The organism is Liquorilactobacillus capillatus DSM 19910 (assembly GCF_001434915.1).
Classification (GTDB): Bacteria; Bacillota; Bacilli; order Lactobacillales; family Lactobacillaceae; genus Liquorilactobacillus; species Liquorilactobacillus capillatus.
In genome coordinates, this window is the sequence record NZ_AZEF01000042.1 from 31610 (window position 1) to 58294 (window position 26685).

The following is a 26685-nucleotide window of genomic DNA, read 5'->3' on the forward strand; positions in this document are numbered from 1 at the left end:
GATATAGGCTTTCAGGCAGATTTTTTAAATTTTTGCAGTAACTCATTTATAATGAAAAGCGGAACTCTCTTACTAAAAGGAAGTCTTATTATTAATTAAAAAGTGGAAGAAGGTACTATTTATGTCCTTAAAAAGTAAACATTTTAACTATCTCCTTATTGGCGGTGGTATGGCTGCTGATCAAGCCGCAGCTGGAATTCGTTCTATTGACGCAAGTGGATCGATAGGGATTATTTCTGCAGATAGTGATGCCCCATATGCTCGACCTGCCCTGAGTAAAAAACTCTGGGTCGATCCTGATTTTACGGAAGACGACACAGATCTCCAAACAGCTGAGAAAAATAATACTACTCTCTTCTTGCAGACACAGGTAACTCAGATCAAGCCCAAGGACCATCTTGTTACTACTGCTGATAATAAGCAGTTCAGCTATGATAAATTACTGTTGGCGACTGGAAGTTCACCTCAGAAACTTTCTGGTCCAGCTAGTGATTTAGTTGTTGCTTTGCGTTCTAAAGCCGATTACCGACGGATTCGTTCTTTTAGTCAAACTCATAAGCATGTTATCGTCGTCGGTAACGGCTATATTGGTAATGAAATAGCTGCTGGGCTTATTCAAAATGACGTCCACGTTTCACTTGTTATCAGTGATCATCGCCTTTATGAGAAAAAATTTCCTCTTTTTTTAAGTAAGGCATATCAGCAACGCTATCTTGATGCCGGTGTTAAAATTTATCCCGAAACAAGGGCAGTTAAATATGAAGTTACCGACAAACACGTTAAGCTTTTCTTGGAGAATGGGACTATTCTTAAAGGAGATGGTCTAGTACTAGGTCTAGGTGCTCAAGCTAATCTTGATCTTGCTGAAAAGATCCCTCTGTCAGTAGATAATTATGGTGTAATTGTAGATGAGCAGCTCAAAACATCTGTTCATGATATTTGGGCTGCTGGTGACATCATCTCCTATCCAGATGCTATCCTAGGTCGCCAAAAAGCCGGCCATGTCAATCATGCAATCAAATCTGGCTACACAGCTGGACAAAGTATGGCTGGTGCACCAAAGACTTACGACCATACCCCGTATTTTTACAGCTGGGTCTTCGATATCAACTGGGAAGCTCTAGGCCATGTTAGTTCCAGTTCAACTATGTATGCTGAAAAAATGCAGCACTCAGATGGTAGTGTGATCTATTACTTTGACAAAGATGATTATTTACAGGGAGTCCTCTTGTGGAATACCAAGATCAACTTAGATCATTACCGTAATATACTGAAGAAAAAACCCCAGTTAGCGGTATTGCAACAAATCGTACCGCTGCAAAAAGTGTAGTGCGATAGCGATTAATTCAACCCTATATCATAGAAGTGCGCCAATCCAGGCTAAACTTTGTGGATTGACGGCTAATTATGTTCAAAAGAAGAAGGAGCTGTGCCAAAAGTTAACTTTTGGCACAGCTCCTTCTTTTGTTCCATATAAACGTGTTCCATAAGTCAAAATTCTCCGTCTAACTTCGAATTACTCATAGCAAAGTACTCACTATGTTCGTAATTTTGAGTTAGTACTCAAATTTTCCCGACTTTGTACTGCCTTAGAAAAGTTGGACATGTTTATTTTATAGCTGCAGCAATTGCCTTGTTCACCGCAGTTTTTTCATGTTCAATCAATGCAACCCGGCTTTCAATCACCGTAATGTCCATCGTGATCTCACGTGTTAAACCTGGTGTTTCTATCTTAGGTTCAAAGAAAGCCTTAAATTCTGCCAGTCTTTGTGGGGTCCGGAAAATACTTGCAATAACCGTAATATACGTTGTGAATTCCATGTCACCGCCAACCGTTTTTTCAAGCCAGTGCCATTCATCACGAAGCCAGTTCCACGTTGCTTGCTGGCCATCCTTATTAGCTAAAAGTCCACGGAACCACGCGCGCAGATCCTGTGGTTTGATTATATCAGCATCTTCGAACTTTTCAATTAGATCTGCAATTAAAGCTTGATCCTTAGTACTTGTGAGAGCCGCACTTAGGTCCGCTTTATAACTAGCATCAGCAGTCTCTCTGTATGCCGTTAACAACTTTTCAAATAACTGCCTATTCCCAAACTGTTTTACTTCATTACTCAAGATAAAGACTCGAATATCAGCTGGCAGTGCCACAAGTTGGTCCTTATTAGCCGTAAATAAAGCATGTGCTGCTACGATTGCAGCTGCATTTTCAGCATACAGAGAAGCACTTAAAACATATGGACGTGTTAATTGATCATCATTTGATTCGCCTGGTCTTGTCTCCCAGCCCAAACGTGTAAGTTGAGCGGCACTCAGCTTATCGAAGAAAGCACGTAGTTTCTGTTCTTCTTCAGAATCAGGAACCACAAATTTCTTCAAATTGCCAGCAGCTTGGTACAGTGCAGTGTTGACAACTGCAGCTTTACTCGTTGCGAATTTTAAAAGCAGTGGTACTAATTCAACATAAGATACTTGTTTACCTTCCGCAAGCAAACGTAGATCCTGTAAAAGCTGCAATTTTGAAATAGCATCAAGTTGGGCAGAATTTTCCACTAGATCTGCTAGCAAAGTCTTATCATACTTAACGATAAAGTGCGAGCTATTATCCATATTCAAGCGGAACGGAACACCATTATCCTTCCGTAAGGTGGCATAATTGCCTAAAACAACTTTTTGATCTCTTAAAATCGCTGGGGCAGCATCATAGTTGCTCTTCAACGGGATCTGCCATTGCCGTCCCTTTTCTTGACCCTTACCAATAAAGAACTGCTGTTGTTGAAGTACTAGTTGTCCCTCATCAACGCTAGCAGTCACTACTGGATACCCAGGTTGTTCCAGCCATGAGTTCATAATAGCTCCAACATTGATCCCAGCTGCTTCACCCAAAGCAGCCCACAGATCTGCTCCAGTTGCATTTCCAAACTGATGTGCTGCAAAGTATGCTTTTAACCCTGCACGCAGTGCATCATCACCAATCAAAGCACGAACCATCACTAACATTCTTGAACCCTTAGCATAAACGATCGCACCATCAAAAAGGGCATCGATTTCAGCTGGGTTAGCCACATCGACATGGACAGATTGGACACCGTCTGTTGCATCACGTTGTAAAGCTGCATGAACCTCGGATGTTTGGAAAGTTTCCCAGATATGCCAGTCTGGTTCGAGTGCATCAACTGCAACATATTCCATCATATTAGCAAAACTTTCATTCAACCATAAGTCATCCCACCATTTCATGGTTACTAAATCACCAAACCACTGGTGTGCCAATTCATGTGCAATTACTGTTGCAACGATCTGTTTCATTTCGAGTGCTGTATTTTCAGGATCAAGCAGCAGATAAGCTTCTCGATACGTTACTAGTCCCCAGTTTTCCATTGCACCTGCTGAAAAGTCCGGCAATGCGAGTTGCCAAGAATGTGGCAGTGGATATGGTGTCTGATAAAATTCTTCATAAAATTCAATAGAACGCTTGGCGATATCCAAACCAAAGTCAAGTTCTTTAGCCTGATGTGCTTTAGTAGCGAAGACCCCAATTTTAACCCCACTCTTAGTTGTTGTCTGCTTACTTTGCAATTCGCCAAAAGCAAAGGCCACTAAGTAAGTGGACATCCGCAGCGTTGTTTCAAAATAATGAACACCGTCTTCGACCTTAGCTTCTGGCATATTGCTTAGGGTAACTTCTCCTGGATGTTCATCAAATTTGAGTGCAATTGCAAAAGTTGCTTTTGCTTCGGGTTCATCAATACACGGAAAAGCTTGACGAGCAGAATTGGTTTCAAATTGCGTTCCAATAATTTGTTTCTTAACACCATCTACCGTGTAATATGAAGGGTAAATACCCATCATCGTGTCAGTTAATTTTGTTGCATAGGTTATTGTCAGCTTGACATCACCTGTCTGAGCCAAACTGATTCTGAGTGCGTCGTTTTCTGCATCGGTTTCAAACGGGACATCTTGTTCATCTACCTGAACAGCTAAAATCGCTAGATCTTTTTGGTGGATAGCGATCGTTGGTTCCATAGCAGTTCCCATTATCGTTGTTTTACCAGTAATCTTCTTGGTATCACGATTAATATCCAAAAAAAGATCGTAGTGCGTTGGTTGGAACATTTTATAAAAACGTGTCAATTCAGCCATAATTTCTCCTCTACTTTACTAGAATAAAGCTATTATACGACTTTCAGCCTGTTGGTGCTACTATCTAGGTGGCTGCTTACAAACTAGTTTAAATAAATTTTTCTTAGTCTTTAAGGTTGCTTTTCTAACTCTAAGTACAACCTTATACAATTTCTTTTAAAATATATATTTATTGTATAAAGTTAGTTCATTTAAGAGCGCTTAACTGTTCAAAGATTACTTAATCGGCTAAAATAGACCTATGGAGTACGCACTAATATCATATATCGTAATTCGGCTAAAAAGGGGGAGTCAAAAATGAAACGCTATCGGTTTTGGGGAGGAACCTTCCTTGTCCTTATTCTTACTTTTTTACTAGCGGCCTGCAGTCTTTTACCAGAAAAACAAGTACATTACCAGCGCTTTAATAATGGAACTGACACACGTTTAACTTACTACGCTCGCCAAGATAAGGTTACTCGGCAGGAAACCAAAAATACGATCCTCTATTCTGCCTTAGGTGCCGTCGATAAGGAAAGTGCACAACAGGTTCTTGACCCAATCTCCAAAAAATTTCAAGGAATCAAAGGCTTGAGCCAGAAAATAACTTATAAGAAAACCTACGCTGAAGAAAAATTAACGATCGATTACAGCAAAGTTAATTTAGACGACGTTCGTCATCTGCCAGGGATGCGCTATACTTCTGGCACGGAAAGCAATAATATTAGCCTAAAAAAGAGTGAGACTTTAGTAAAACGCCACAACTTTGTTAAGGTAACTGACAATAAGTTCCGCAATTTCAGCAAGAAGGAACTAACTCAAGCCCCATATTCAATTAAAGATTTCAACAACATCAAGCTAGCTTCGTCGACTATCGATACTAATGCAACGACTGTTGATGAATTAACTAAAGAACTTGGTAGACCGGATAGAACGCAAAAAACACAAGGGACCAGTGGGATGGAACGTGGAATGTACCTCTGGTACCTATCACCTAACAAGTTGGCATATCTTTCAGTTTCCACTTCGGGAAATCAAGTCCTCACCAAAACTTTGACTAGGTATGGAACTAGTCGTAAAAACATCAGCAGTGCAATTTTTGATTCGCTTGAAAATGGAACTGAGTATAGCGCAGTCATTACTGCTTTAGGTGAACCAACACGTGCAACTGCCTTTCGCAGCAGGACCACTTCTTATGCCACACTGACTTACCGCAACCGGGCATCTAAAAAAGACTACATCTTTTACTTTACTAACGATAAATTAATTTCAAAACGCGAAAGTAATTACTAAGTACTGCTATTCAATAAAGAGAGTGTGACATAAGCCGGGAAAATTTGAGTAATAACTCGAAATTACGAACATAGCGAGTACTTTGCTATGAGTAATTCGAAGTTAGACGGAGAATTTTGACTTATGGAACACGTTTATACGCAATAAAAGAGGGACTGTGCCAAAATTTAACTTTTGGCACAGCTCCTTTATTCCGAACTAAATTGTGATGCAGTGTCTATTTAAGCTCGGGTGCGTCTGTATGGTAATCATTCAAAAAAGTATGGCCCTTTTGCTTAGAGAAAAGTGAAGTTGAGCTCGTCTTCAGCCTTTTTTGAATACGTAATTCTCGTTCCAATAAATTTCTATAATCATATTCCTGCGGTTTGATTCTCTGAAACCCCGCAGGATGATAGAAACGCAACAGATTTTCTTGGTTAAGTATATCCGACATCTTCAGTTGCGTATGAACCTGTTTTTGTGCCACAGTTGCTTCCAGCTTCCATTTTCCTTGCGGTGTAAATGACTGACCATGTCTATCATAAAAAGTTTCATTTACTCTGCTAAAAGTCGGCGTTACGAAATCTCCATCTCTAAAAGCTACCGTCTGCTGGTGAGCCCGACTAAGTAGATCCGTTCCAAACTGGAGATATTTAGTTGTCTTGATGCCTAATAAATGCAGGAGCGTCGGTAAAACATCTATTTCACCACCATACTGCTTTAAAATACCTCCCTTTTTAGAACCTGGAATATGTATCATAAAAGGAACCCGCTGCAACTGAGCATTATCCCAGTTAGACCATTTCTGAACTGACTTTTTACCTAAGAAGTCAAAATGTTCTGGATCTTGTTCAAATGTTTTAGCCAGCTCAGGATTAGCTGAATTGGAGATCCCATAATGATCTCCATATAAAATAATGATGGAATTATTATACAGACCCGATTTTTTCAAAAAAGTGAAGAACTCTGCGACCGCTTGATCTAGGTAATTAGCCGTCCTAAAATAATTATTGACCTGTTTATTACCTGTCTGCAGAGTTGGAAAAGTCGAGTCTCGTTGGTCTAATTCAAAGGGGAAATGATTCGTCAACGTGATGAATTTAGCATAAAATGGCTGCTGTAAGTACTGCAGGTATTTGACTGAATCTCTAAATAACAATTTATCTTTTAGTCCATAACCTACGGAGTTTCTGCCCTTAGTATTGAAATAATCAGCTGAGAAAAAATATTGGAAACCCATATTTTTATAGACATTCGTTCGATTCCAGAAACTTGGAACATCCCCGTGGAAGACTGCTGATGTATAACCTTGCTGCTGCCTCAAAATCGCCGGTGCACTTTGAAAGACCTGATCGTTCCCCAGTTCGGTAAAGAGCGACCCTTGCGGTAAACCAAAAGTCCCTGTTTCTAGCATGTTTTCCGCATCACTTGTCTTCCCTTGCCCTACTTGGTGAAAAAAATTAGCAAAGGAAAGTGTGTTTTGGTCATGGTAAAGTTTATTTAAAAAAGGAGTTACTGTTTGTCCTGCAACTCGGTCATCAATTAAAAACTGCTGAAAACTTTCTAGGTGAACAATAATAACGTTTCTTTTTTTAGCAATTCCAAAATATTGCGGATTAGGTTGGACTTGTCTCCCATGAACATACTTAACTATCTTATGTAGATTTTTGTGGGTTGCACGTCCACGCATGGCAGCTTTCTGCCCCATATTAAAACTATCATAAACTGTAAAAACATTGATCCCCAGGTATTTAACCATATACCTTCTATCAAAAGTTCGCGTTAATAACTGCGGCCGGTCAATTTCTGCTAACGTCAAATTTAAAGTCATTAGTAAAAGGCTAGCTGAAAATAGCGTAAAAGCTTTCTTAAAACTAATTTTTTGTGTGTCTCTTTTAATTTTACGCAAACTAAAACCCAACATAATGAGCACTACATCAAGCCAGTAGAAAAGATCGTGGAACTTAACCAATGCCGCCGAACTGCCATCTAATCCCTTATTGACATCAGCGTATCCCATCACTGTACTCAATGTAATGAAATCAGAAAACTCGCGAAAATAGATCGCGTTTAAATAAAGAATTGCCGTCAGGCTAAGATACCCCGCAAATAATAAACCATAATAGAGTTTTGTTTTTCGAACGAAGAGACTTATTCCTAGTAGCAGAAGGATTGCCGCTAGTGGATTCAGTACTAGAATAAACCATTGAAAAAAGTTAGTTACACCAAGTGTAAAATCAACGGTGTATGCTAGAATCGTTTTCAACCATAGTAAAAGGACTAGCATCCAATAGAAACCCATTCTCGTATTAATTTTTTCTAAAGTTTTTCCCACAAGCACTCTTCCTTACTTCTTTAAAGTGTTATTCTTATCTATACCAAATAGTAATCATTACTATTTATCATAAAGCAAATAAATTAGCTTTGCACCTTTTTATTTCATTAGCAACTATTCTCATAGCTATTAAAAATTATCTTGGAGCTGGTCTTCCTTTGAAAATACGTCATAACCTTATTCACATCAATTGGTTTAAACTATTGCTCTTCCTCTTGATAGGAAGCGGTGGTTACATCTTTACGACTAATAATGCTCACTTGTATAAGAGTCCCATTGGACAAGTTGTTGCCGTCCAGAATCACCACCGAACCGCGCAGACTGATAATTTTAACAATAAGGATTATCAACAGACTCAAACGCTTAAGTTAAAAGTACTCAACGGCTCCTACCGTGGACATTTCATTAAACTTGATAACACTTTTTCTTATTCCAATGCATATGACTTACGTTATCACCGCGGGCAGCAATTATTTCTCAATCTGCCTAGTCTAAAAAAACCATCTGCAATTATGATTACCGGCATGAAACGTGATACGATCCTCTTTTCAATTACCTATTTGGCGATCGGACTATTACTGCTGATCGTCAAAGTTCATGGCTTGATGGCACTCATCAGCGTTCTCCTAAACGCTGTCTTCTTTTTTGCCGCCATCAAAATTGATGTTGTTACACATGCAACGACAACTAATGTTCTTGTTATTTTTGGTTTACTCGCTGTCTTACTATTGGGGATCACAGCCTTACTGACATTTGGTTACTCCAAGCAAGCGTTGATCTTGTTTTGTTCTTCGCTAAGCAGTACTTTTCTAGGCCTATTGCTTTCAATTATTATTCTCACTAAGACTGGCTACAATGGTATTAATTTTGAAATGATGGGCTATGTCACTCAATTGCGGATCCCACTCTATCTTGCCGGTAGCATCCTCGGTGCCTTGGGGGCTGTCATGGATGTTGCAACTGATATTACCGCCAGCTTGTTTGTTCTTTCTTACCAGAACCCCACTTTAAATTTTAAGGATTTTATGCGCGCCGGACGTAAGATCGGACAATCAGTGATGGGGCCACTCATCAATGTGTTATTTTTGATTTTTATTGCTGGTACTTTACCGATGGTCATTCTAACGATGCGTAATGGGAACAACTTCAGCTATACATTTGCCATGGTAATGTCGTTAGGGATCGTTCAAAGTATTATCAGTGGTATCGCAATCGCCTTGACAATTCCAATTACAACGATCTTAACTAGCTGGTATTGTTATCAAAAGAGGGAGGGTAAATAGCGATGAATTCAATCGTTATCTTAGCAGTAGTCTTACTATTAACAATGCTACTTGCAGGCGGAGTAAGCGGGCTTAAGGCTTTCATCAGCCTGGGTGGTTGTTGCTGTATTGTTTTTTTAACTGTCATTTTAATCGCATGGTATTTCCCTTATCTATGGGTCACGACCATCAATGCCGTCATTATCCTAGTTCTAATAATTTATCTGCGGGATACTGATCTTAACAGCGCCAACACTGCCTTTTGTTCCTCAGTAATTATTTTAACGCTTCTGATTCTTTTGATTATTCCGCTTGAGCACTGGGCACAAGTCCAAGGTTTCAGCAGTGAGAATTCAGCTGATTTAGAGAGTATGTCCCTCTTGATCGGTTTTAACTTTATGGATGCCGCTATTGCAATGACTATCCTAAGTTGTCTAGGTGCTATCGCCGAAGCAGCGGTATCTGTCGCAGCTGTATTAAGTGAACTACTGCGTCATAATCCTACTATCTCAAATACACGGTTAGCTCAAGATGGGATGCTACTTGGAAAACAAATTATTGCAACAGCCTTTAATACCCTTTTCTTTGGTTTCTTTGGCGGCTTTTTAGCGTTATTCATTTGGTTTATTCGGCTCAACTACACTTTCGGCGAATTTCTGAACAACAAAATCTTTGTAGTTGAATTTCTCATGACTATTATTTCAATAATCGGTGTAATCCTCGCCATCCCACTAGTTATCTGGATAACCATTCTTGGACGAGCTAAATCAACAACACACTAGGTGAGCTGTTAGTGCTCATATTCGTAAAGTTTCCTATTATTTCGAGTAAATCAACTTAATGTAGCATGTTCACTCACTATTCAAGTTTACTTTGAGTCTCTTGTTTTAGATGTAATTCCGCAAAATCACCCATTTACCTTACTTCAACTAATTTCAGTCTTTTTTGAAAAGCTCCCTCTTCAAATAAACGTTTCCCTTTACCTAACACAACTGGCGCAAGCTGGATCCAAAATTCATCAATCATATTTGCTGCTAATAAACGGCTAAACAGTCCTCCGCCACCCACGATCCAGATTGTTTTACCTACATCTTTTCTCAGTTTATCTACAATTGCCACTGGATCCCCCGCAACATAACGTCCTTCTGGAAAAGAGCCCGTTTTCGTTCGTGAAAAAACAATTTTTTCTTTTCCTGGGTAAAGAAGCTGATGTTTCATTAGCTTCCGTGTTTTCTGATACGTGATTCGTCCCATCACTACTGTGCTAATCTGTTTCTCGAACAGGCTATAGCTAGTGTCCCCACCAAGATTTGTCGCAAATAACCACTGCAGACTGTCATCTTCAGTCGCTAGAAAACCATCTAAACTAATCGCCCCATAGAAAACTATTTTTCGCATCTATATCCCCTCACTTTTTAACTGTAGCCTATCATTGAAGAGCTCCTTTTGCGAAGAATCTTACTCATATATGGTATATGGTCTTCAAATCGATTTTAAAAAACAATAATTTAAGAATACGTATTCAAAATATTTTTGCCAGTTAAAAAAAGCCATCCTATTAAAGTGAACTTCTGGAATCCACTTCAATTAAGATGCCTTTCACACTTATCTAACTGGTTTAAAACTGATGGTGAAGAAAATTTGCTGGTCATCGTAACGAATATTCATTCTTCCTTTGAATGAGTTTACCAACTTCTTTGCCATTGAAAGTCCAATTCCATAGCCTTTTTTCTGACTACTATGTGATTTATCATCACGATAAAAACGTTCAAAGAACTTGGTATAATCTGTTTTTTCCCCATTCTTATATGTGTTTCCGATCGTAAGCATGACTCTTTTTTGGTGTTTATCGGTGGTTAACGCGGCTGTAACTATCCCACCATCATCACAATATTTACTAGCATTATCCAACAGAATATTACATAGTTCATAAAAGCCATTTTCCTCAGCATTAATTTTTAGACCTGGTGTAATTTCTACCTGAAAGCTTTTCTTCTCCTGATCAATGACAGTTTTAAAACTATTAGCAGCCTTGGTAAATATTTCCGAAGCATTGATTGTAGTCAACGCCATCTGTGGTTGCTCCTCCATTCGAGCTAGCGAAATCAAGTTGTTGATCAAATGTGTCAAACGGTCTACTTGTTGTTCATTACTAGTCGTCCATTCAGACTCTCCATCCATCATTTCCTGCAGTTCTGTATTAGCTTTAATAATCGATAAAGGTGTTTTCAACTCATGCCCCGCGTTAGTAATAAATTCTTTTTGTCGTTTATCAGCTAAAATAATTGGTTTGATCGCCCGTTTAGAGAATGCGATCAATATTAAGGTAAAGAGGGTCAAACTAACTGCGCCAAGAAAAAGCCCAATTTCCATAATATTATTAGTACTCTCCATAATCACTGACTGATCAAGAAAAACGATCGTTGTTTTATCAGGTTTATTGGTCACTTTATACGCATAGTTCGCTCTTAATGCACTGATCGTCCCTGACTTACTATTGCTATTGTAAACTCGCCGGCCTAGATCCATAATCGTTTCTCTCGAAGCACTGACGATATGCGTGTCATCTAAGCTCGTCTGATTGCCGTCCTTATCAAAGGAAATGCTGAAATAACGGTACTGATAGAGACTTTCACGATTAAATGCCGGCCCAAATCTTCTTTTAACATTCTGTGTGTTAATCTGTGCGTTTATCTGCCCGTCATTTTGGGAGAGTATCACCAAAACATTATTAATTTGCTGTTTTGCACGGTAGACTGAGATCCCAATAATACTCCCTATCACGGTCACAAGGACCAAAAACAAAGCAGCCGTAGAAATAGCGATAAATCTATAACGAAACTTTTGAATCATTAGACTCCCCCCCACTAGTATTGGTAAGCTGGTACGGGCCACCTTTCTTCCCCTGAATCTCAACATGTGCATTAACTGCTTGGATTTTTTGACGCAGATAAGAGATATAGATCCATAAAGTATCTTGGTCAAGGTCGTCCTCATTTTCCCAAACGTGCGCAATCAAAATATCGCTATCTATCTTCTTGTCTGCATTCAAGATCAGTAGGTTCAAAAGTTTAGTTTCCTTTGCCGAAAGACTGATTGAATTAAAACTTTCTAGTCGTTGTTCATTACTATCGAGGGTAATATCGCCAAATTTCAAAATATCATTAGTATAGTTTTCACTGCGTCTTTCTAACGAACGCAAACGTGCTAGGAGTTCTTTTAGTGAAAAAGGTTTGGTCATGTAGTCATCTGCCCCCGCATCCAGTCCAGTGACCCTATCATTGATTTCAGACATTGCCGTCAGCATAATTATATATGTTTGATCACCAGCTGCCCGAATTTTCTTTAAGGCTTCAATCCCTGTCATTACGGGCATCATCACATCAAAGATCATTAGATCGTAGACTCCTTGGCTTGCCTTTTCGACAGCTTCCAAACCGTTATACGCGGGGTCAACACTATAACCTTTACTGTGCATCGCAGTAACTAAAACCCGAGAAAGCTCCTTTTCATCTTCAGCTAATAAGATCCGCATTTTTTATCTCTCCTCAATCCTCTTCGTGAATCAACTGCCGAATTGTCTGCATTTGAACATCACAAGACGCCAGCTGATCTGCACACCGTTTTAATTCCTTAACTATTTGCTTGGAGTTTGTAATACTGTGTTTATACTTCATCTCATGTTCCAGACTAGCCCAAGAATCCATTGCAATTGTTCGTAATTGAATTTCAACAAAATAAGTGCCAGCTGTATCCGCCAGAACGGAAGGATATGGTGTAGTAACTTTTAAAATCAAGTGATAACTTCGGTAGCCATTTGGTTTCGACCTAGTAATGTAATCCTTTTCCTTAACGATTTCACACCAGTCGGCTGCCCTTAAAAGAGTAAGTGCACGGTAAACATCATCAATGAAATTGCAAACGATGCGAATTCCAATAGCATCCCGGCATTCATAAAGAGCACTATGTGGTGAAAGTGGTAATCCTTTCCGTTGGCATTTTTCAATCATACTATCTTCAGCCTTAACCCGGCCAATTAAATGTTCATATAATTTAGTACTATTATTGTCGCACTCTCTCTGATTAAGAATAGCTAATTTTTTTATAACATCATCTTTAATCTGTGAGAGGTACGGACCAAACTCACCATATATTTTTATCATCGTCATTCCTTCAATCTATTAATTAACTATTATAACAGTCTTCACACTGATTACTATTTTTAAACAGAGCTCTTAGGTCGTAAGGATTTTTATTTTTCTGCATGATAACATAAATAATTAAATTTATTTGTAAGATAAAAACTAAATTACTAATTCAAAAACTACTTAATAATCAATTAATTACAAAAAAACTGGCAAGTCGATCTCATTAAGAGAATCCTTGCCAGTTATAACGACTATTCTATAAACTACACTAAAATTTGTTTATTCACCTTTTTCAGTTACAAGGGATGCCGGTAAAAATTTCTGCGTTGTAGCTGTACTTTCACCCACGTAGAAATAATTATCATACGGACTGCGTAAAACATACTCACTTCCGCGCCCTAAAATATTGGTTCCATTAAAATACTTAGCGGACCAACGCGTAATTTTAACGCTGGCGTCGATCGGCTCGTCAGTAGAAGCTTGTCTTTCTGTAAATAAAGTAGGATATTGTGTCTCCAATAAATCTAAGAAAGCTCCACCATATAATTTTTGATACTTACCACCGCCAATCGTATTCGCAACATATAAACGATTGCGTAACTGAGTGCCTGCTAACAAGTCACCTCTTTCATCTGTCCGGTCAACGGTAACTAGTTCTTTGGTAGGTAAATTATAAATTTGGTCAGGCACCCAATCAGCGATTGCTTGAATACCAACTGCATGTAACGCCTTGATTGCATTTCGTAAATCATCAACTGTTCCGTATTTTGTTGGTGTTCCAAAACCCAAGTCATAACGATCAGTAAACGCATAGCCATTATCAATGGTTGAATCTAAGAAAGTCTTATCGCCGCTTGAACGATATTGCGGTGCTAGTTCAAAACTCGTAAAACCTAATTTTTTGAAAAGGCCCGTATTTTTTGCGATAACAACATTAGTATTATTATCATGCATTGTTGGGTAAGAAATAAAGTTTGAGAATCCCTCAAAGAGAACATTTGAATCCAAGGCTGCATTCGAATGGAAAACCTTATTATCTGTTGCAGGTGTTGTTGTAGGCGTAGTCCGTGCATCTTGATCATCTGCTGCACCTTCTGGAACCCACACGGCTAGATATCCTGTCACCTCTGGATTAGCAAATCCTTGAATACCTGTATTTCTTTCGCTATTCCCATTCAATACGATCTCTTGCTTGGTAAAAATCAAGTCACCTTCATCATTGGTATAAGCAATTGGCGCACCTTCATCAGATGGATAGTTAATCACACCATCTTCAGTTGTTAAGATTACCGCTCGGTATTCCTGCTTACGGTGTGCGGCCCCCATGTGTAACACAACTTGCTCATCATCGGCCAGTTCCAGCTTAGTAGCGTTGCTGACAATAACACCAATTCCTTCAGTCCGTGTTTCATCTGTTCCCTGATCGTCTACGGTCATTGCTCCTTTTCCAAAACGGACACTGGTTAGAACATCATTACTGTCAACCGCCATTATTTGTCCACCCGCAACATACTTAATTCTTGTTTTCAGTAAATTAGTAATCGTCTCATAATAGATCGTTTTAGCTGCCATATATTGACCGCCCTCAAGGTACAGATCACCATAATAAACACGCGGAATCGTATCTTTATTAGTCAAAAGCATTGCATAAGTGCTGGGCATGTTATACCGATTATACTGTTTGTCAGTTGCACGCTGATCTTTATAGTAGAGCGCTAACCCTTGCTGTAGTTGTTGCCATGTGAACACACCGCGTTTTCCGCCTGTTGCTGCTTGGACTGCTGACTGAATCTGATCTTGTGAATTAGAATCGTGTGCTCGGACAAAAGTATAGTTCGGGATAGCCGTATTTTCAGTACTGTTATTAGTCCGATCAATCAGATACCACTCTAAAAAGCGTGCCATTTTATCGTTTGTTCCTGGTGCATTTTCCAAAGAATAATTCATCTGTCCAACAAAGTAATCATCCATTGTCAGCTGGTTAGCACCTTGGTCATAAATATATTGTGGATCATCTGCACCCCAATCTTCTAAAATTGATAAATGCGCATTAGCTGTCTTATCGTTTCGATCAACATGGTAAGCATTCTTAAAGTAGTCTGCTGCTATGTTCAATAAATCAGCATCAACATTATCAACTGCATCAACTCGGATACCATCAAAGTTAGCTGTTACATCATTTGCGGTGATTGAGCCAAAATTCAGCAGATAATGAAGCCAGTTCAGCTCTTCTGCTTGAACAACTGGATTAGAATTATCAATATCATTCGCCAACAAGAATTCTGAACCTTTATTATCATTATTCTTGATATAAGATGGAACATAGCCTAAGATGCGGTAATCTGAGTTAGCGTTTGGAGTTAGTTGACTATTCCGATAAGTCAAGAAACCGCCTTGGAGAGATTGTAATCCGTCTGAACTAACATCTTCGGAAGTCTTATTCCAAATTGCCTCGGTTTTAATAAAATTACGAATCAATTGCCGTAACCAATGAGTAGATGCAGTTATAGTCAGATTTTTTTCAAGCACAATCTGAATGTTTTGGACCGCACTGTTCAATAGTAATGAACTATCTGCAGCAGTATATCTATGTTCACTCTCAACCATTCCTTGTTCAATCATATAATTTATATAATCTGCTTGAATGTTTTTATTAGGCCACCATGACATTAACAGGGGACGAAAATCATTCTTACGGGTTTTCTCCCAGATCTGACCATCAACCAGCAGATCTTTAGGACGATACCATGAATCCGCCATTAAATAACCATCAATTTCCTCAAAACTCTTCTTGTTAGCTGAATGCGCAGTATTATGGGCCGCAAAAGCGGCAATTGCCTTACTCGAACTGGCTTGGCTTGGAATAACTTGTGAGATTAATTGGATCATTTGCCCCGTTGCTACATCAGAATAATATAATTTACCGTTAACTGTTTCTAACGTGTCTTTCGTTAAATGACCATTATCATCAAAGTAATAAACGGCACCATCAATCGTCTGTAATCCAACCGCATAAGAATTATCCTGCTTAAAATAATAAAGATCTCCATTTTGATCAGTAAAGAAGCCGGGCCCCGCCGGTATGCCATCACTTTGATAAGCTCTTGTTTTATTATTTTCTGTTAAAACGTAAGGAATAGCATTACCTGAAATCTTATCAAAGTAGTAGGTCATCCCATCAACCTTTTGAAACTCACCTTTGATTTGTGCCCCTGATGTTTGATCAAAATATTGTAATCTTCCATTGATCCTATGCAGCCCTTTAAGCTTTCTCCCACGGCTATTGATATAAAAACGTGTTTCTTTTATATTAAGGTATTTTCCGCCCATAATTTGAGAAATACTTCTTGTCTGAGCAGTCCTTTTCTCTTGAGCAAGCTGTTTTCGTTCAGTAACTGGGCTTATCTTTGAGCCCTCTTTATTAGTTGTTCGTTCACCCCGCTTTTTACCTAATCTATGTTGTTTTTCTAATACTAATTGAGTCATAGCAAAACTCCCTTTCCTTTAAGATTGATTTCATCTTAAGCCCGGTTTTCAAAATTATCAAACGTATGTTCGGTTTTTATGGAAATATTTGTGGGAATTTTATTACAAATATACTTATAGTTAGAATTTTTCTATAAAGAAAGCAGTTATTTAGCTATTGACTTGTTTTTTTGAATCAGTTAAATTTAAAAGAGGAAGAAAAACTCAATCTAGCGAGTATAAAAGCTGAACTACCAGAAATGGGGGTTCAGCTTTTATTTTTGAAATTAAAAATTAAGGGAGTTATTGTATGAACGAACGAGTTTCATTAAAGGACATGCTGAGCATCATGGCTGTGGCGTTAGTATCATTTTCTGGTATCATGGCAGAAACTGCAATGAATGTCACCTTTCCAGTATTAGCAGAAGAATTCCATACCGCTTTAAATGATATTCAGTGGGTCACAACAGCTTACTTATTGGCAGTTACAGTAATGATGACAACAAGTGCTTATCTTGTTAAACGCTACAGCAGCCGTAGTCTGTGGCTGGCAAGCATATTTATCTTCATCTTGGGAACATTAATCTGTGGTCTAGCACCTAATGTGGCATTCTTACTTTTAGGCCGCATCCTTGAAGGGATCGCTGCCGGAATCGCCATGCCGCTTATCTTTAATATCGTTGTCGCAACCGTCCCTTACACTAAAGTTGGAACATGGATGGGTTTAGCCGCGATGGTAATCAGTTTAGCGCCATCCTTTGGACCAACGTACGGCGGAGCTCTAGTTGACACATTAGGCTGGCGCTCAATCTTCTTTATCTTATTGCTTGCACCACTAACATCATTATTAGTAGGCTGGAAAACAGTTGGCGAAATAAAACGGCCTTCATTAAATAAGTCGTTTGACCTGCTAGCCTTTGTTTTATTAGCAATTTGTCTGACAGCGTCCTTGCTACTGGTCAATCAACTAGAAAATGGTGCGGTTAATTGGACTTGGTTATCCGTCGCACTTATAACTTTGATTGCATTTATTTGGCGAGGACTAACTTCTGTACAATCCTTTTTAAATCTAAGATTATTCACCAAGGTAAAATTCGTTTCATTACTGATTCCCATCGCACTTTATATGTTTATTATGCTAGGGTTAAATCTGATTATTCCAACGTATTTACAAACTTTTTTGCATACTTCAAGTTTTTGGGCCGGCTTTTCTTTGCTGCCAGGCACCCTCTTAGGTGCATTCTTAACACCTTTATTTGGAAGATTCTATGACTTTAAAGGTCCTAAACTGCCATTATACTTGGGCAACACAATCTTTACATTAGTAGTCCTGGGGATTGCTATCTGGTCGCGTCACTTATCCTTAATACCAATTATTGGGTTATATATCATCTTCATCATCGGTCGAAATATGGCTTATACAAGTGCACAAACCGCCGCAATTGCTGATGAAGATGAGCTTGAGAAAGCTGATGCAACAGCGATCGTTCAAACTCTTCAAATGTTTATGGGCGCATTAGGAACAACCGTGGGTGCACTTTTACAAGCTAAAAGCGGTGTCGTTAACGGCCTCCAGCACTTTACTTGGCTTGCAGTCATCCTAGCCATATTAATATTTGCTTTAATTACAGGCTACTTTTTTGAAAAAATCGCACTAGATAATAACCACTAACAGCTCATCTGTATTAGTTAAGACAACATAAAGGGCCAAGTCAAAAGGTTGACTTGGCCCTTTACTAATCAGTCTCTAGGTTTAACGCTGCACAACTGCTGATGAGGGCCCATAAGTTGTCTGGTCATTAAATGGCACAAATGTTCCTGTCTCAACGCTACCATACGCTGCAGTGATCTTAACACTTCCATCTGATTGCGGGGTTAAGGTAAAAATATCCTTCCCCTTTGCACCTGGGTAGGTATCCATCTCAAAACCACCATTAGATAATTGATGGCTGCCTTCAGAAAAGCTCTCTGCATTTTCAGCTTGAAAGTCTGTAAAACCGCCCTTTTGAATTAAGCTTGATGCTTCTTGAAAATCGATCGGTTTAACAGCTGATGATGATGAACTTGAAACACTGGAAGAAGACGAACTGCTGCTAGCAGTACTAGCAACCGAAGAACTTGCACTTGAGGCACTTGAGGCACTTGAGGCACTTGAGGCACTTGAGGCACTTGAGGCACTTGACGAACTGGTCTTTAACTCAGAATGCTTTTTGCTAGTTGCCTTATGTGCCACAGTTTTCTTTACACTAGTAGATTTAGCTTTACTACTTGAAGAAGCTGAGTCTTTGTTATTAGAACTGGAACATGCTGCCAATGAGAAACTTAATAATATTGCTGTAACTGCTAATAAACCCTTTTTCAAAAAAGACATCTCCTACTAATTATTGGATTCTGATAATAATTACTCTTTTTAGGTTAAATTTATTTCTAAAAAATGTCAAATCTTATGTGTCATAAATCAGCTAACCTGCCCTAAGAAAGGTCTTGTTTCAGAATTGTAACATATTACTTTAGTGTAGTTACTGTAACTATTCTGTCTCCATTAATGTTAGCGCATCCAAAAATACGTTATACTTATAGAAAATCCAATAAGAAGGAGACGACTTAGATGACATATTCAATACCCAAAGATTTTTTATGGGGTGGAGCAGTTGCAGCTCACCAATTAGAAGGCGCATGGCAAACAGATGGAAAGGGGCCAAGTATTGCTGATGTAATGACGGCAGGAGCAAATGGTGTTCCCCGTCAGATTACTGATGGTGTTCAGCCTGACCGCTTCTACCCCAACCATGAAGCAATCGATTTTTACCATCACTATAAAGAAGACATTAAGCTATTCTCGGAAATGGGCTTTAAGAGTTTCCGAACATCGATTGCTTGGGCACGGATTTTCCCCCAAGGTGATGAAGACCATCCCAATGAAGCCGGTTTGCAATTCTACGACGATATATTTGCAGAGTGCCATAAGTACGGTATCGAACCTGTTATCACATTAGCACACTTTGAGATTCCTTATCATTTAGTCCAGAAATATGGTGGTTGGCGTGACCGACGTGTAATCGACTTCTTTATCCGCTTTGCCACCACTGTTTTTAAACGTTACAAGAACCAAGTTAAATATTGGATGACCTTTAACGAGATCAATAACCAAACCACTTACACGGAACAATTTCTAATGGCTACTGACTCTGGGTTAGTCCTCGAACCAGATGACCCTAAAAGTGAAGCGTTGATGTATCAAGCCGCCCATTACGAGCTGGTTGCTAGCGCCCTTGCAGTCAAGATTGGCCATGAGATTAATCCAGACTTTGAAATTGGCTGCATGCTGAATGTTTCACCGCTGTACCCAGCAACGTGCAAACCAGAGGATAATTTTCAAGCTTTAAAAGCCATGCAGCGTCGTTATTGGTTTGCTGACGTTCATGCACTCGGGTGTTATCCAAGACACATGGAAGCTTTCTTCCAGACTAATGGTTTTCGTCCGGATATTACTGCAGAAGATCGGGTCGTCCTCAAAGAAGGAACAGTTGATTACATCGGTTTCAGCTACTACAATTCAGCAACTGTTGCTGCCCAAGAAAATAATCCTGAATTTCATTTTGTCGGGCCTGAAGCAGCACAAGAAAATCCTTATCTCCAAGCAAGTGACTGGGGCTGGCCAATCGATCCTTTAGGGTTACGCTACTCCTTGAATTGGTTAGCTGACCATTACCATAAACCACTAATGATCGTTGAGAACGGTTTAGGTGCTAAAGATGAAGTTACAGCTGAAGGCAAAATTCATGATGATTACCGTATCGCCTATTTGAAAGCACATGTCCAAGCAATGATAGACGCGATCGAAAAAGACGGTGTCCCAGTAATCGGCTACACCCCTTGGGGTTGTATCGACCTTGTTTCAGCTGGAACTGGCCAAATGTCTAAACGTTATGGTTTTATCTACGTTGATCGTGATGATAAGGGTAATGGGAGTAATAAACGTCTAAAAAAAGATTCCTTTTATTGGTATCAAAAAGTTATTGCAACAAATGGTAAAAATTTAGGTTAAGTATTACAAGACGACCAACTGTGGTAAACACTTTAGGTCGTCTTTTTGATGTTACCGTCGCCCAATATTACGGGCTAAAAGCTCTAAAACAAAGACGACTGGGGCTTGCGTCGTGATATTCAAAGTCTGCTTGATAACCTCTGGTTTAACATTATACGAAAAATTAATCTCAGAGATCTTCGCCAAAGTACTGTAATTATTATCTGTAATACTAATAATATGAAAGCTCTCTCCTTTTAAACTAATCGCTCGATTAACGATTTCAGCAGTCTCCCCACTAACAGATAACATAATAGCAATTTGATCAGTGTCGTGCTGAACTTCTTGCGGCAGTGGGTAAAATGGATCTACATTGTAAACCGAATTAACACCAAAATTAGCAAATTGGCGTGCACCATATTGCGCTAAAATACCTGAAGTTCCAATACCAAAAAAGAAGACATTATTCGTATTAGTAATAAGCTTCTTAAAGGCAACTAATTCATTAGAATATTGCTGTAATAAGGAACGATTAAAAAATTCACGCGCTAAATCAATAATTTCTGTATCATAGTTTGCCGCTAATTTATTTGTTCGCATTATTACTTTCTTTTGTTTCAGATCAAACTTAAATTCATAAAAACTATCATACCCCATTTTCTTGATACACCTAATAATAGATGCCGAAGAAACGTGTATCGTAACCGCTAACTGCCGAATACTTAATTTGATCGTTTCATCAGGATGTGCGATCAAATAATTATAAATTATAATTTCCGTTGGTGTAAAGGTTTTCAAATCAATCATTTATTTTATCCAAACCCTTTCTTAAAGTGCATAGTGCTTAAATTATAAAATAATAACTTAAAAAATACAAAGTTACAATTTGTTACATTTTCCGAAAAATGTAACCGTTTAGCCAGTAACTCTAGTTAGCGCTTACAATAATTGCTATAATAATCTTAGTTAAACAAAGGCATGTGTGCTAAGAAATAAAATTTTATCGTTCTATATATACAGATTTTAAAATTAGCTAGGAGGAGATAATTATGAGCGAAGAAACAAAAACCATTATGTTATGCTGTGCTGCTGGGATGAGTACAAGCATGTTAGTCAAACGGATGCAGGATACTGCTAGTGAAAAGAATATCGATGTAAAAATCTTTGCTTGTCCAGCTGCCGAAGTTGATGAGAAGTTAAAACAGGAAAAGGTTGATAGTATCTTATTAGGACCTCAGGTTCGTTACTTGCTGGATAATATTAAGAAAAAAGTTGCGGATACGTCCATCAAGGTCGATGTCATTGATATGCAAGCTTATGGCATGATGAACGGTGCTAAAGTTTTAGAACAAGGTTTGAAATTGATTGACTAAATGACATAGTTTAGGAAGGATGGTTCGATGGCTGACAACAACGAAGAACAACAATTAATGCAGGCGATGGGTCTCATTACTAATGCTGGTAATGCTAAATCATTAGCAATGGAGGCAATTCATGCTGCTCACAGTGATAACTTTGACGCTGCACAAGCAAAAATTGACGAAGCCAATCATGCATTGGTTGAGGCTCACAATATGCAAACAAAAATGTTAACGGCAGAAGCGAATGGGCACCATACACAGCTAACCTTGTTGACCGTGCATTCTCAAGATCATTTAATGACAGCTATTACGTTTATTGATCTAGCTCAAGAGTTAATTAGTGTTTATAAAAAGTTGGTTGCAACTAAGAAAATCTAAATCTTGCGGAAAGAGGCGTTAGTCTGATGAATAATTCTGATACATTCAAAGAGAAAATGACCAATATGGTCGGCAAATTTTCCGGGTCGCGTTTTGTTCGCGCGATTATGGAAGCTGGGTACAGTGTTATTGCTTTTTCTATTATCGGAGCTATCTTTTTAATTTTGCAAGTTTTACCCCAAGCTTTTCCAATTCCTGGTTTTTCAGGCCTGTATGCAGATACGCTAGGCCGTTTTAACGGCTTATTCCAAGTAGTTTATAATTCAACAATGGGAATCTTAGCATTAATTTTTGCAGGAACTTTCACTTATAGCTATACTAAGATTTACCAAGAAGAAGAACACCTTAACTTAAATCCACTAAACGGCTTATTGATGTTTTTAATGGCCATGTTTATCACAGTTCCACAGCTAGTTTGGCAAAATAGTACTGTCCAGTTTGTCCAAACATTGGATAAAGCTAACATTATCGGTGGCGGTTACGCTGTTTCGGCCTCAGGTGTTACACGTATTGGAGCAGTTGGAATTTTTACTGGTCTCGTTGTCGGGTGGCTGACAGTTCAGATCTACCGCTTCACTATTAAACATAATTGGTCGATTAAAATGCCTGCTTCAGTGCCTGCAGGTGTCTCTAATTCATTTAGTGCTTTGATTCCAGGTTTTTGTGTCGCATTTGTAATCGCAATACTTAATCTCCTTCTAGTCTTTGTTAAAACTGATATCTTTAAGGTTCTCTATATTCCATTTTCATTCGTCAGCAACATTGCTGACTCTTGGTGGGGATTCCTAATTATTATTTTCTTGATTCATTTTCTCTGGTGGTTTGGCATTCATGGTGCAACGATCGTTAGTTCCTTCTACACACCTATCGTGCTGGCAAATATGGCTGCCAATGTTAAAGGAGCAAACCATTTCTTCGCTGGTGATCCATTGAATGCTTTCGTTCTTCTCGGTGGTTCAGGCGCTACTCTAGGCGTAGCTATTTGGTTAGTTACTAGATCTCAGTCAGTTCAGTTACGTGAAATCGGCAAAGCAGAGATCGTTCCAGCTATTTTTAACATCAATGAACCTTTGATCTTTGGCTTGCCAATCGTGTATAACGTCAAACTTTTCATTCCTTTTGTTTTTGCACCGCTAGTTTCAGGTGGTATTGGTTACTTTGCGATCAGTTCTAATTTTGTTCACAAAATTATTATTCAACAGCCATGGCCAACACCTATTGGGTTGGGTGGTTTCACTGCTACCACTAGTTGGCAAGGTGCTATCCTCGCATTTATCTGTGCAGCAGCTGCTTTTGTAGTCTGGTATCCATTCATTAGATACTACGATCGTAGTTTACTAAAACAAGAACAAGAAGCAGCAGCTAAGGAATAAGTATTGTAGCAATCATTTTCATATATTCTAATTAGAGTGGTTATCAACTAATAGTTGATAACCACTCTTTTAAGTAATTAAACTAACTCAAATCTAAAAAGACTTAACGGTAAAATAGCTTTATTTTCATCTTTTGAAATATCAACTGATAGTTGACAGTTGCTTTTTACTAGGCTCCGTCCCCCTTTTTTCAAATAAAACATATCAAAATTTACTCATAGTGTGTATTTAAATAACATCATTTGAGAGTATAAAATATTCTTAACTAATTATTCCTACAATAAATCATCCCGATAGATGAAAAAAGCTCAACGAGTTGTCTGAAAGTTTAGCCATACAATTTTTTATGATCACTTGGCCTATCATTACTGACCTTTGTACAAAAAAGGTAGCTAAAACAACTATTATCATTAAATAGACCCGTATTAACTATAAAAAAGTTATTACTAAGGGCTTAGTTTGAAAGGATTCGATCAAAACTGATTTGATAGTTAATCTAATAAGAGTATTGTTTTTTAAATCATCTGACAATTCTTTTATCTCTGGGTGTGCCGCAATTTCAGCAGACTTTTTAGCATCCTCAACGATTTCTGCATTGATCTTATTTGAACTAATTCTTATTCCCTTTTTTTCATCAAACCAGGTAGCTAACGATGCCGTTCCATTTTGCTCAATATTTCTAACACGATTTGCTTTACTATCAGACATAATATAAAAAACATTCTCTTTAGCTCTAGACTGCTTAAAAGTAATAATACTTGAACTTATAACATTATTTGAGGAAAGCGTCGATAAAATTATGATATTATCAAGTTTGCTTAAAACATTTTTAAACTCACTATTATTCTCATTAGTTCCTTCAACGTTAAATTTCTTACGCTGTTTAAGAATAGTCAGGATGGTCAACGGTATCACCAAAATAATATAACCCACTAAAGTTAGAACAACTGACTGCATAAAATATCCCCTAATTCCAAAGAGGGAAATAAACAGCATTGACATAAAAATTGTCAGTAAAAATATTAAAAACAGCTGTACGAACCTTTTTACATACATACTATTACCTTCTTTTTAAATCCACCCAATCCTACTAGCCACTAAAAATTAGAAAGCTTTGCTGCCTCACTACTAATTAATTTACAAAATTAATTGTAGCAAATAGTTGATTGCTTTTCATAAAAAAAATACTGAACAGACAGGTATTTTTAAAGTTGCAACTTAAAAATTTTAGTTTGAAAATAACATTTCTACAGAGAGACGTACACGTTCCTCTCCAAATTATATACAACTTCAATCATTCTTTATAAGCAACCCTTACTAAGTTTAGATTCTTCAATATTAATATAGAAAAACCCCTACGATTAGATTTGATATCCAATCGTAGAGAAATTTTTTAAGAGTGTTATCACATTATTCCTTTGTTAAAATTAATCTTGACTAGCTGTTGCTGCGAACTTACCTGCTAAACGTCCAAATGTTTGCGCATGACTAGCCGTTAATCCTGGAACATGGTCTGGATATGCTCCCCAGAAGAAACCGCCTGAACAGTTACCAGCTGCATATAGTCCCGGAATTACCTCACCATTTTCACGTAAAACCTGCATCTTAGTATTAATTCTGAGTCCATCGAGAGTTGCTAAGAGTCGGCCACTCATGAAGGCCCCATAGTAAGGTCCTTGATCGATTGCGAGCATACGATAAGCTTCTTTGCCAAAATCCTCGTCCTTACCCTTGTGGCAAAGATCGTTATAACGGCTAACTGTTTTTATCAAAGTTGCAACTGGTAAGTTCAACTTATCAGCTAATTCTTCAATACTGTCTGCCTTCTGAACTAAATTTTCTTTAATCAGTCCAGCAATTTGTTCACGTCCTTCTTCCGCAGTCCAGATGCCTGGGAATCCAAGACGAGAACACCCCAAGGTGTGCACAGCCTTCAAATGTTCATCATCCATAACATCTTCATTCCAGATCATTGCCTGCATATAACCAGTTTGACGAGCAGCTGCATGCATCGCAAACTGATATGGTGAACTTTCATTATAAAAGCGTTCCCCTTCAAGGTTTACACGTAAGAATGGGTAACTACCAAACCAGAGATAGGCAGGATCATCCGGCGGAGTCATATCAATTTCATACATATCTCGAGCATTTGCACCAACCGGAACAGCAGCACGGTTAAAAACGATAGAAGCTGCTTCTTCATCTTTGGCAGCCCCAGCCTTTAGACCGGCTACAATACCTGACCCATCATCACGCATACTATCACTATAAACATTCGTTTTAAGTCCCATCGGGTTCCACTTTTGCATCAGAGCAAGATTTGAACCATAACCGCCAGTACAAATAATAACATTTTTAGCACTAATCTTATAACTCCGCTTTGTGGGAAGATCTTCAACTTTTACTCCTACAACTTTTCCATCTATGACTACCAAACTTTGCAACTTAGTTTGCCAACGAAGTTCTGCTCCCAACTTTTTAATCTCATCAAGAACCCAGTTGCCATAACCTGATTCCCAGTAAGTACCGTCAGAATTGGTAACTTCATTACCTGTTGGAAAAGACCTATTCATGGCTGATTCATAATAGGCATCTGGTGTAGCCTGAATGTGAGCTCCATGTGGTCGTAAAATTTTTTCATCAAGCCAATCAATCGTTTCGGCGCTATTATCAACCCAAGTGTTTAATAAACGTTGGTCAACATTATCTTGCGCAAATTCAGTTAAAAAATTAATTAACTCTTGCTTATCAATCTCAACTCCAGCTTTTCTCTGTGCCTTACTGCCGATTGAAGCAATAGTATCACGGTATAAGTACCCCGCACTTTTCATCTTGTCGATCATCAATACTTTAGCACCTTTTTCGGCTGCTGCTGCTGCAGCAAACCCACCGGCATTACTTGCACCAATAATAACCACATCATATTCTTTTTCCATGATTTT

At 38.5% G+C, this 26685-nt stretch carries 20 protein-coding genes; 9 read left to right on the forward strand and 11 right to left on the reverse strand.

Features of this window, described 5'->3' with window-relative positions; genetic code table 11:
* Window positions 1-121 precede the first annotated feature (121 nt).
* Entirely contained in the window at window positions 122-1330 is a 1209-nt protein-coding gene (locus tag FC81_RS09055; protein ID WP_057746000.1) for an NAD(P)/FAD-dependent oxidoreductase, read from the forward strand.
* A 278-nt stretch (window positions 1331-1608) separates the two neighbouring features.
* Here the strand turns inward: FC81_RS09055 and FC81_RS09060 are convergent, their stop codons facing one another.
* Window positions 1609-4143 (reverse strand): M1 family metallopeptidase, encoded by a 2535-nt coding sequence (locus FC81_RS09060; protein WP_057746004.1) that lies wholly within the window; start codon window positions 4141-4143, stop codon window positions 1609-1611.
* 297 nt (window positions 4144-4440) lie between these two features.
* Between FC81_RS09060 and FC81_RS09065 the strand changes: the two genes are divergently transcribed.
* A complete protein-coding gene (locus FC81_RS09065) occupies window positions 4441-5415 on the forward strand; it encodes a DUF1307 domain-containing protein (protein ID WP_057746007.1) in 975 nt (324 codons plus the stop codon).
* Window positions 5416-5632: 217 nt separating this feature from the next.
* On the opposite strand, the gene FC81_RS09070 is transcribed toward FC81_RS09065, so the two are convergent.
* Window positions 5633-7729, reverse strand: a complete 2097-nt coding sequence (locus tag FC81_RS09070; RefSeq protein ID WP_235804674.1) for an LTA synthase family protein — start codon at window positions 7727-7729, stop codon at window positions 5633-5635.
* 158 nt (window positions 7730-7887) lie between these two features.
* On the opposite strand from FC81_RS09070, the gene FC81_RS09075 reads away from it, so the two are divergent.
* Window positions 7888-9012 carry a YibE/F family protein gene (locus tag FC81_RS09075; RefSeq protein WP_157054781.1) on the forward strand — a complete coding sequence of 375 codons (1125 nt, stop codon included), beginning with the start codon at window positions 7888-7890 and terminating at the stop codon, window positions 9010-9012.
* A gap of 2 nt (window positions 9013-9014) precedes the next feature.
* Window positions 9015-9773, forward strand: coding sequence for a YibE/F family protein (locus FC81_RS09080; protein ID WP_057746013.1), 759 nt, complete (start codon window positions 9015-9017; stop codon window positions 9771-9773).
* Between the two features lie 133 nt (window positions 9774-9906).
* On the opposite strand, the gene FC81_RS09085 is transcribed toward FC81_RS09080, so the two are convergent.
* From FC81_RS09085 to FC81_RS09105, 5 genes are all read right to left on the reverse strand, one after another.
* Window positions 9907-10389, reverse strand: a complete 483-nt coding sequence (locus tag FC81_RS09085; protein ID WP_057746016.1) for a dihydrofolate reductase family protein — start codon at window positions 10387-10389, stop codon at window positions 9907-9909.
* 207 nt (window positions 10390-10596) lie between these two features.
* Window positions 10597-11844, reverse strand: coding sequence for a sensor histidine kinase (locus FC81_RS09090; protein ID WP_057746018.1), 1248 nt, complete (start codon window positions 11842-11844; stop codon window positions 10597-10599).
* The gene (locus FC81_RS09095) at window positions 11822-12526 is read right to left on the reverse strand and encodes a response regulator transcription factor (protein ID WP_057746021.1); all 705 of its coding nucleotides are present in this window, start codon (window positions 12524-12526) and stop codon (window positions 11822-11824) included. Before FC81_RS09095 ends, FC81_RS09090 begins: the two co-directional genes overlap by 23 nt.
* A 13-nt stretch (window positions 12527-12539) precedes the next feature.
* Window positions 12540-13151, reverse strand: a complete 612-nt coding sequence (locus FC81_RS09100; protein WP_057746190.1) for a GTP pyrophosphokinase — start codon at window positions 13149-13151, stop codon at window positions 12540-12542.
* 267 nt (window positions 13152-13418) lie between these two features.
* Window positions 13419-16625 carry a glycoside hydrolase family 70 protein gene (locus tag FC81_RS09105; protein ID WP_057746024.1) on the reverse strand — a complete coding sequence of 1069 codons (3207 nt, stop codon included), beginning with the start codon at window positions 16623-16625 and terminating at the stop codon, window positions 13419-13421.
* Window positions 16626-16914: 289 nt separating this feature from the next.
* On the opposite strand from FC81_RS09105, the gene FC81_RS09110 reads away from it, so the two are divergent.
* Complete coding sequence (locus FC81_RS09110; protein ID WP_057746027.1) at window positions 16915-18276, forward strand: MFS transporter; 1362 nt, start codon at window positions 16915-16917, stop codon at window positions 18274-18276.
* Between the two features lie 81 nt (window positions 18277-18357).
* Here the strand turns inward: FC81_RS09110 and FC81_RS09115 are convergent, their stop codons facing one another.
* Window positions 18358-18966: a hypothetical protein gene (locus tag FC81_RS09115; protein ID WP_057746030.1), complete on the reverse strand. Its 609-nt coding sequence runs from the start codon at window positions 18964-18966 to the stop codon at window positions 18358-18360.
* A gap of 246 nt (window positions 18967-19212) precedes the next feature.
* Here FC81_RS09115 and FC81_RS09120 point away from each other — a divergent pair, with 246 nt between their 5' ends.
* Window positions 19213-20652 carry a 6-phospho-beta-glucosidase gene (locus FC81_RS09120; RefSeq protein ID WP_057746033.1) on the forward strand — a complete coding sequence of 480 codons (1440 nt, stop codon included), beginning with the start codon at window positions 19213-19215 and terminating at the stop codon, window positions 20650-20652.
* 51 nt (window positions 20653-20703) lie between these two features.
* Here FC81_RS09120 and FC81_RS09125 read toward each other — a convergent pair whose 3' ends face one another.
* Window positions 20704-21438 (reverse strand): MurR/RpiR family transcriptional regulator, encoded by a 735-nt coding sequence (locus FC81_RS09125; protein WP_083478806.1) that lies wholly within the window; start codon window positions 21436-21438, stop codon window positions 20704-20706.
* A gap of 242 nt (window positions 21439-21680) precedes the next feature.
* On the opposite strand from FC81_RS09125, the gene FC81_RS09130 reads away from it, so the two are divergent.
* The 3 genes from FC81_RS09130 to celB are packed head-to-tail and all read left to right on the forward strand — an operon-like array spanning window position 21681 to window position 23743.
* Window positions 21681-22004 carry a PTS sugar transporter subunit IIB gene (locus FC81_RS09130; protein ID WP_057746036.1) on the forward strand — a complete coding sequence of 108 codons (324 nt, stop codon included), beginning with the start codon at window positions 21681-21683 and terminating at the stop codon, window positions 22002-22004.
* A gap of 27 nt (window positions 22005-22031) precedes the next feature.
* Window positions 22032-22370: a PTS lactose/cellobiose transporter subunit IIA gene (locus tag FC81_RS09135; RefSeq protein ID WP_057746039.1), complete on the forward strand. Its 339-nt coding sequence runs from the start codon at window positions 22032-22034 to the stop codon at window positions 22368-22370.
* A 26-nt stretch (window positions 22371-22396) separates the two neighbouring features.
* On the forward strand, window positions 22397-23743 hold the full coding sequence (gene celB / locus FC81_RS09140) for a PTS cellobiose transporter subunit IIC (protein WP_057746041.1): 1347 nt from the start codon (window positions 22397-22399) through the stop codon (window positions 23741-23743).
* Window positions 23744-24172: 429 nt separating this feature from the next.
* Here the strand turns inward: celB and FC81_RS09145 are convergent, their stop codons facing one another.
* On the reverse strand, window positions 24173-24799 hold the full coding sequence (locus tag FC81_RS09145) for a pyridoxamine 5'-phosphate oxidase family protein (RefSeq protein ID WP_057746044.1): 627 nt from the start codon (window positions 24797-24799) through the stop codon (window positions 24173-24175).
* Between the two features lie 371 nt (window positions 24800-25170).
* Window positions 25171-26679 carry an FAD-dependent oxidoreductase gene (locus tag FC81_RS09150; protein ID WP_057746047.1) on the reverse strand — a complete coding sequence of 503 codons (1509 nt, stop codon included), beginning with the start codon at window positions 26677-26679 and terminating at the stop codon, window positions 25171-25173.
* Window positions 26680-26685: the final 6 nt, after the last annotated feature.

What these genes read in the sequence shown, in the direction of transcription:
- FC81_RS09055 (WP_057746000.1), top strand. Translation starts at nt 122, where the DNA reads ATGTCCTTAAAAAGTAAACATTTTAACTATCTCCTTATTGGCGGTGGT.
- FC81_RS09060 (WP_057746004.1), bottom strand. Translation starts at nt 4,143, where the DNA reads ATGGCTGAATTGACACGTTTTTATAAAATGTTCCAACCAACGCACTAC.
- FC81_RS09065 (WP_057746007.1), top strand. Translation starts at nt 4,441, where the DNA reads ATGAAACGCTATCGGTTTTGGGGAGGAACCTTCCTTGTCCTTATTCTT.
- FC81_RS09080 (WP_057746013.1), top strand. Translation starts at nt 9,015, where the DNA reads ATGAATTCAATCGTTATCTTAGCAGTAGTCTTACTATTAACAATGCTA.
- FC81_RS09085 (WP_057746016.1), bottom strand. Translation starts at nt 10,389, where the DNA reads ATGCGAAAAATAGTTTTCTATGGGGCGATTAGTTTAGATGGTTTTCTA.
- FC81_RS09090 (WP_057746018.1), bottom strand. Translation starts at nt 11,844, where the DNA reads ATGATTCAAAAGTTTCGTTATAGATTTATCGCTATTTCTACGGCTGCT.
- FC81_RS09095 (WP_057746021.1), bottom strand. Translation starts at nt 12,526, where the DNA reads ATGCGGATCTTATTAGCTGAAGATGAAAAGGAGCTTTCTCGGGTTTTA.
- FC81_RS09105 (WP_057746024.1), bottom strand. Translation starts at nt 16,625, where the DNA reads ATGACTCAATTAGTATTAGAAAAACAACATAGATTAGGTAAAAAGCGG.
- FC81_RS09110 (WP_057746027.1), top strand. Translation starts at nt 16,915, where the DNA reads ATGAACGAACGAGTTTCATTAAAGGACATGCTGAGCATCATGGCTGTG.
- FC81_RS09120 (WP_057746033.1), top strand. Translation starts at nt 19,213, where the DNA reads ATGACATATTCAATACCCAAAGATTTTTTATGGGGTGGAGCAGTTGCA.
- FC81_RS09125 (WP_083478806.1), bottom strand. Translation starts at nt 21,438, where the DNA reads ATGATTGATTTGAAAACCTTTACACCAACGGAAATTATAATTTATAAT.
- FC81_RS09130 (WP_057746036.1), top strand. Translation starts at nt 21,681, where the DNA reads ATGAGCGAAGAAACAAAAACCATTATGTTATGCTGTGCTGCTGGGATG.
- FC81_RS09135 (WP_057746039.1), top strand. Translation starts at nt 22,032, where the DNA reads ATGGCTGACAACAACGAAGAACAACAATTAATGCAGGCGATGGGTCTC.
- celB (WP_057746041.1), top strand. Translation starts at nt 22,397, where the DNA reads ATGAATAATTCTGATACATTCAAAGAGAAAATGACCAATATGGTCGGC.
- FC81_RS09145 (WP_057746044.1), bottom strand. Translation starts at nt 24,799, where the DNA reads ATGTATGTAAAAAGGTTCGTACAGCTGTTTTTAATATTTTTACTGACA.
- FC81_RS09150 (WP_057746047.1), bottom strand. Translation starts at nt 26,679, where the DNA reads ATGGAAAAAGAATATGATGTGGTTATTATTGGTGCAAGTAATGCCGGT.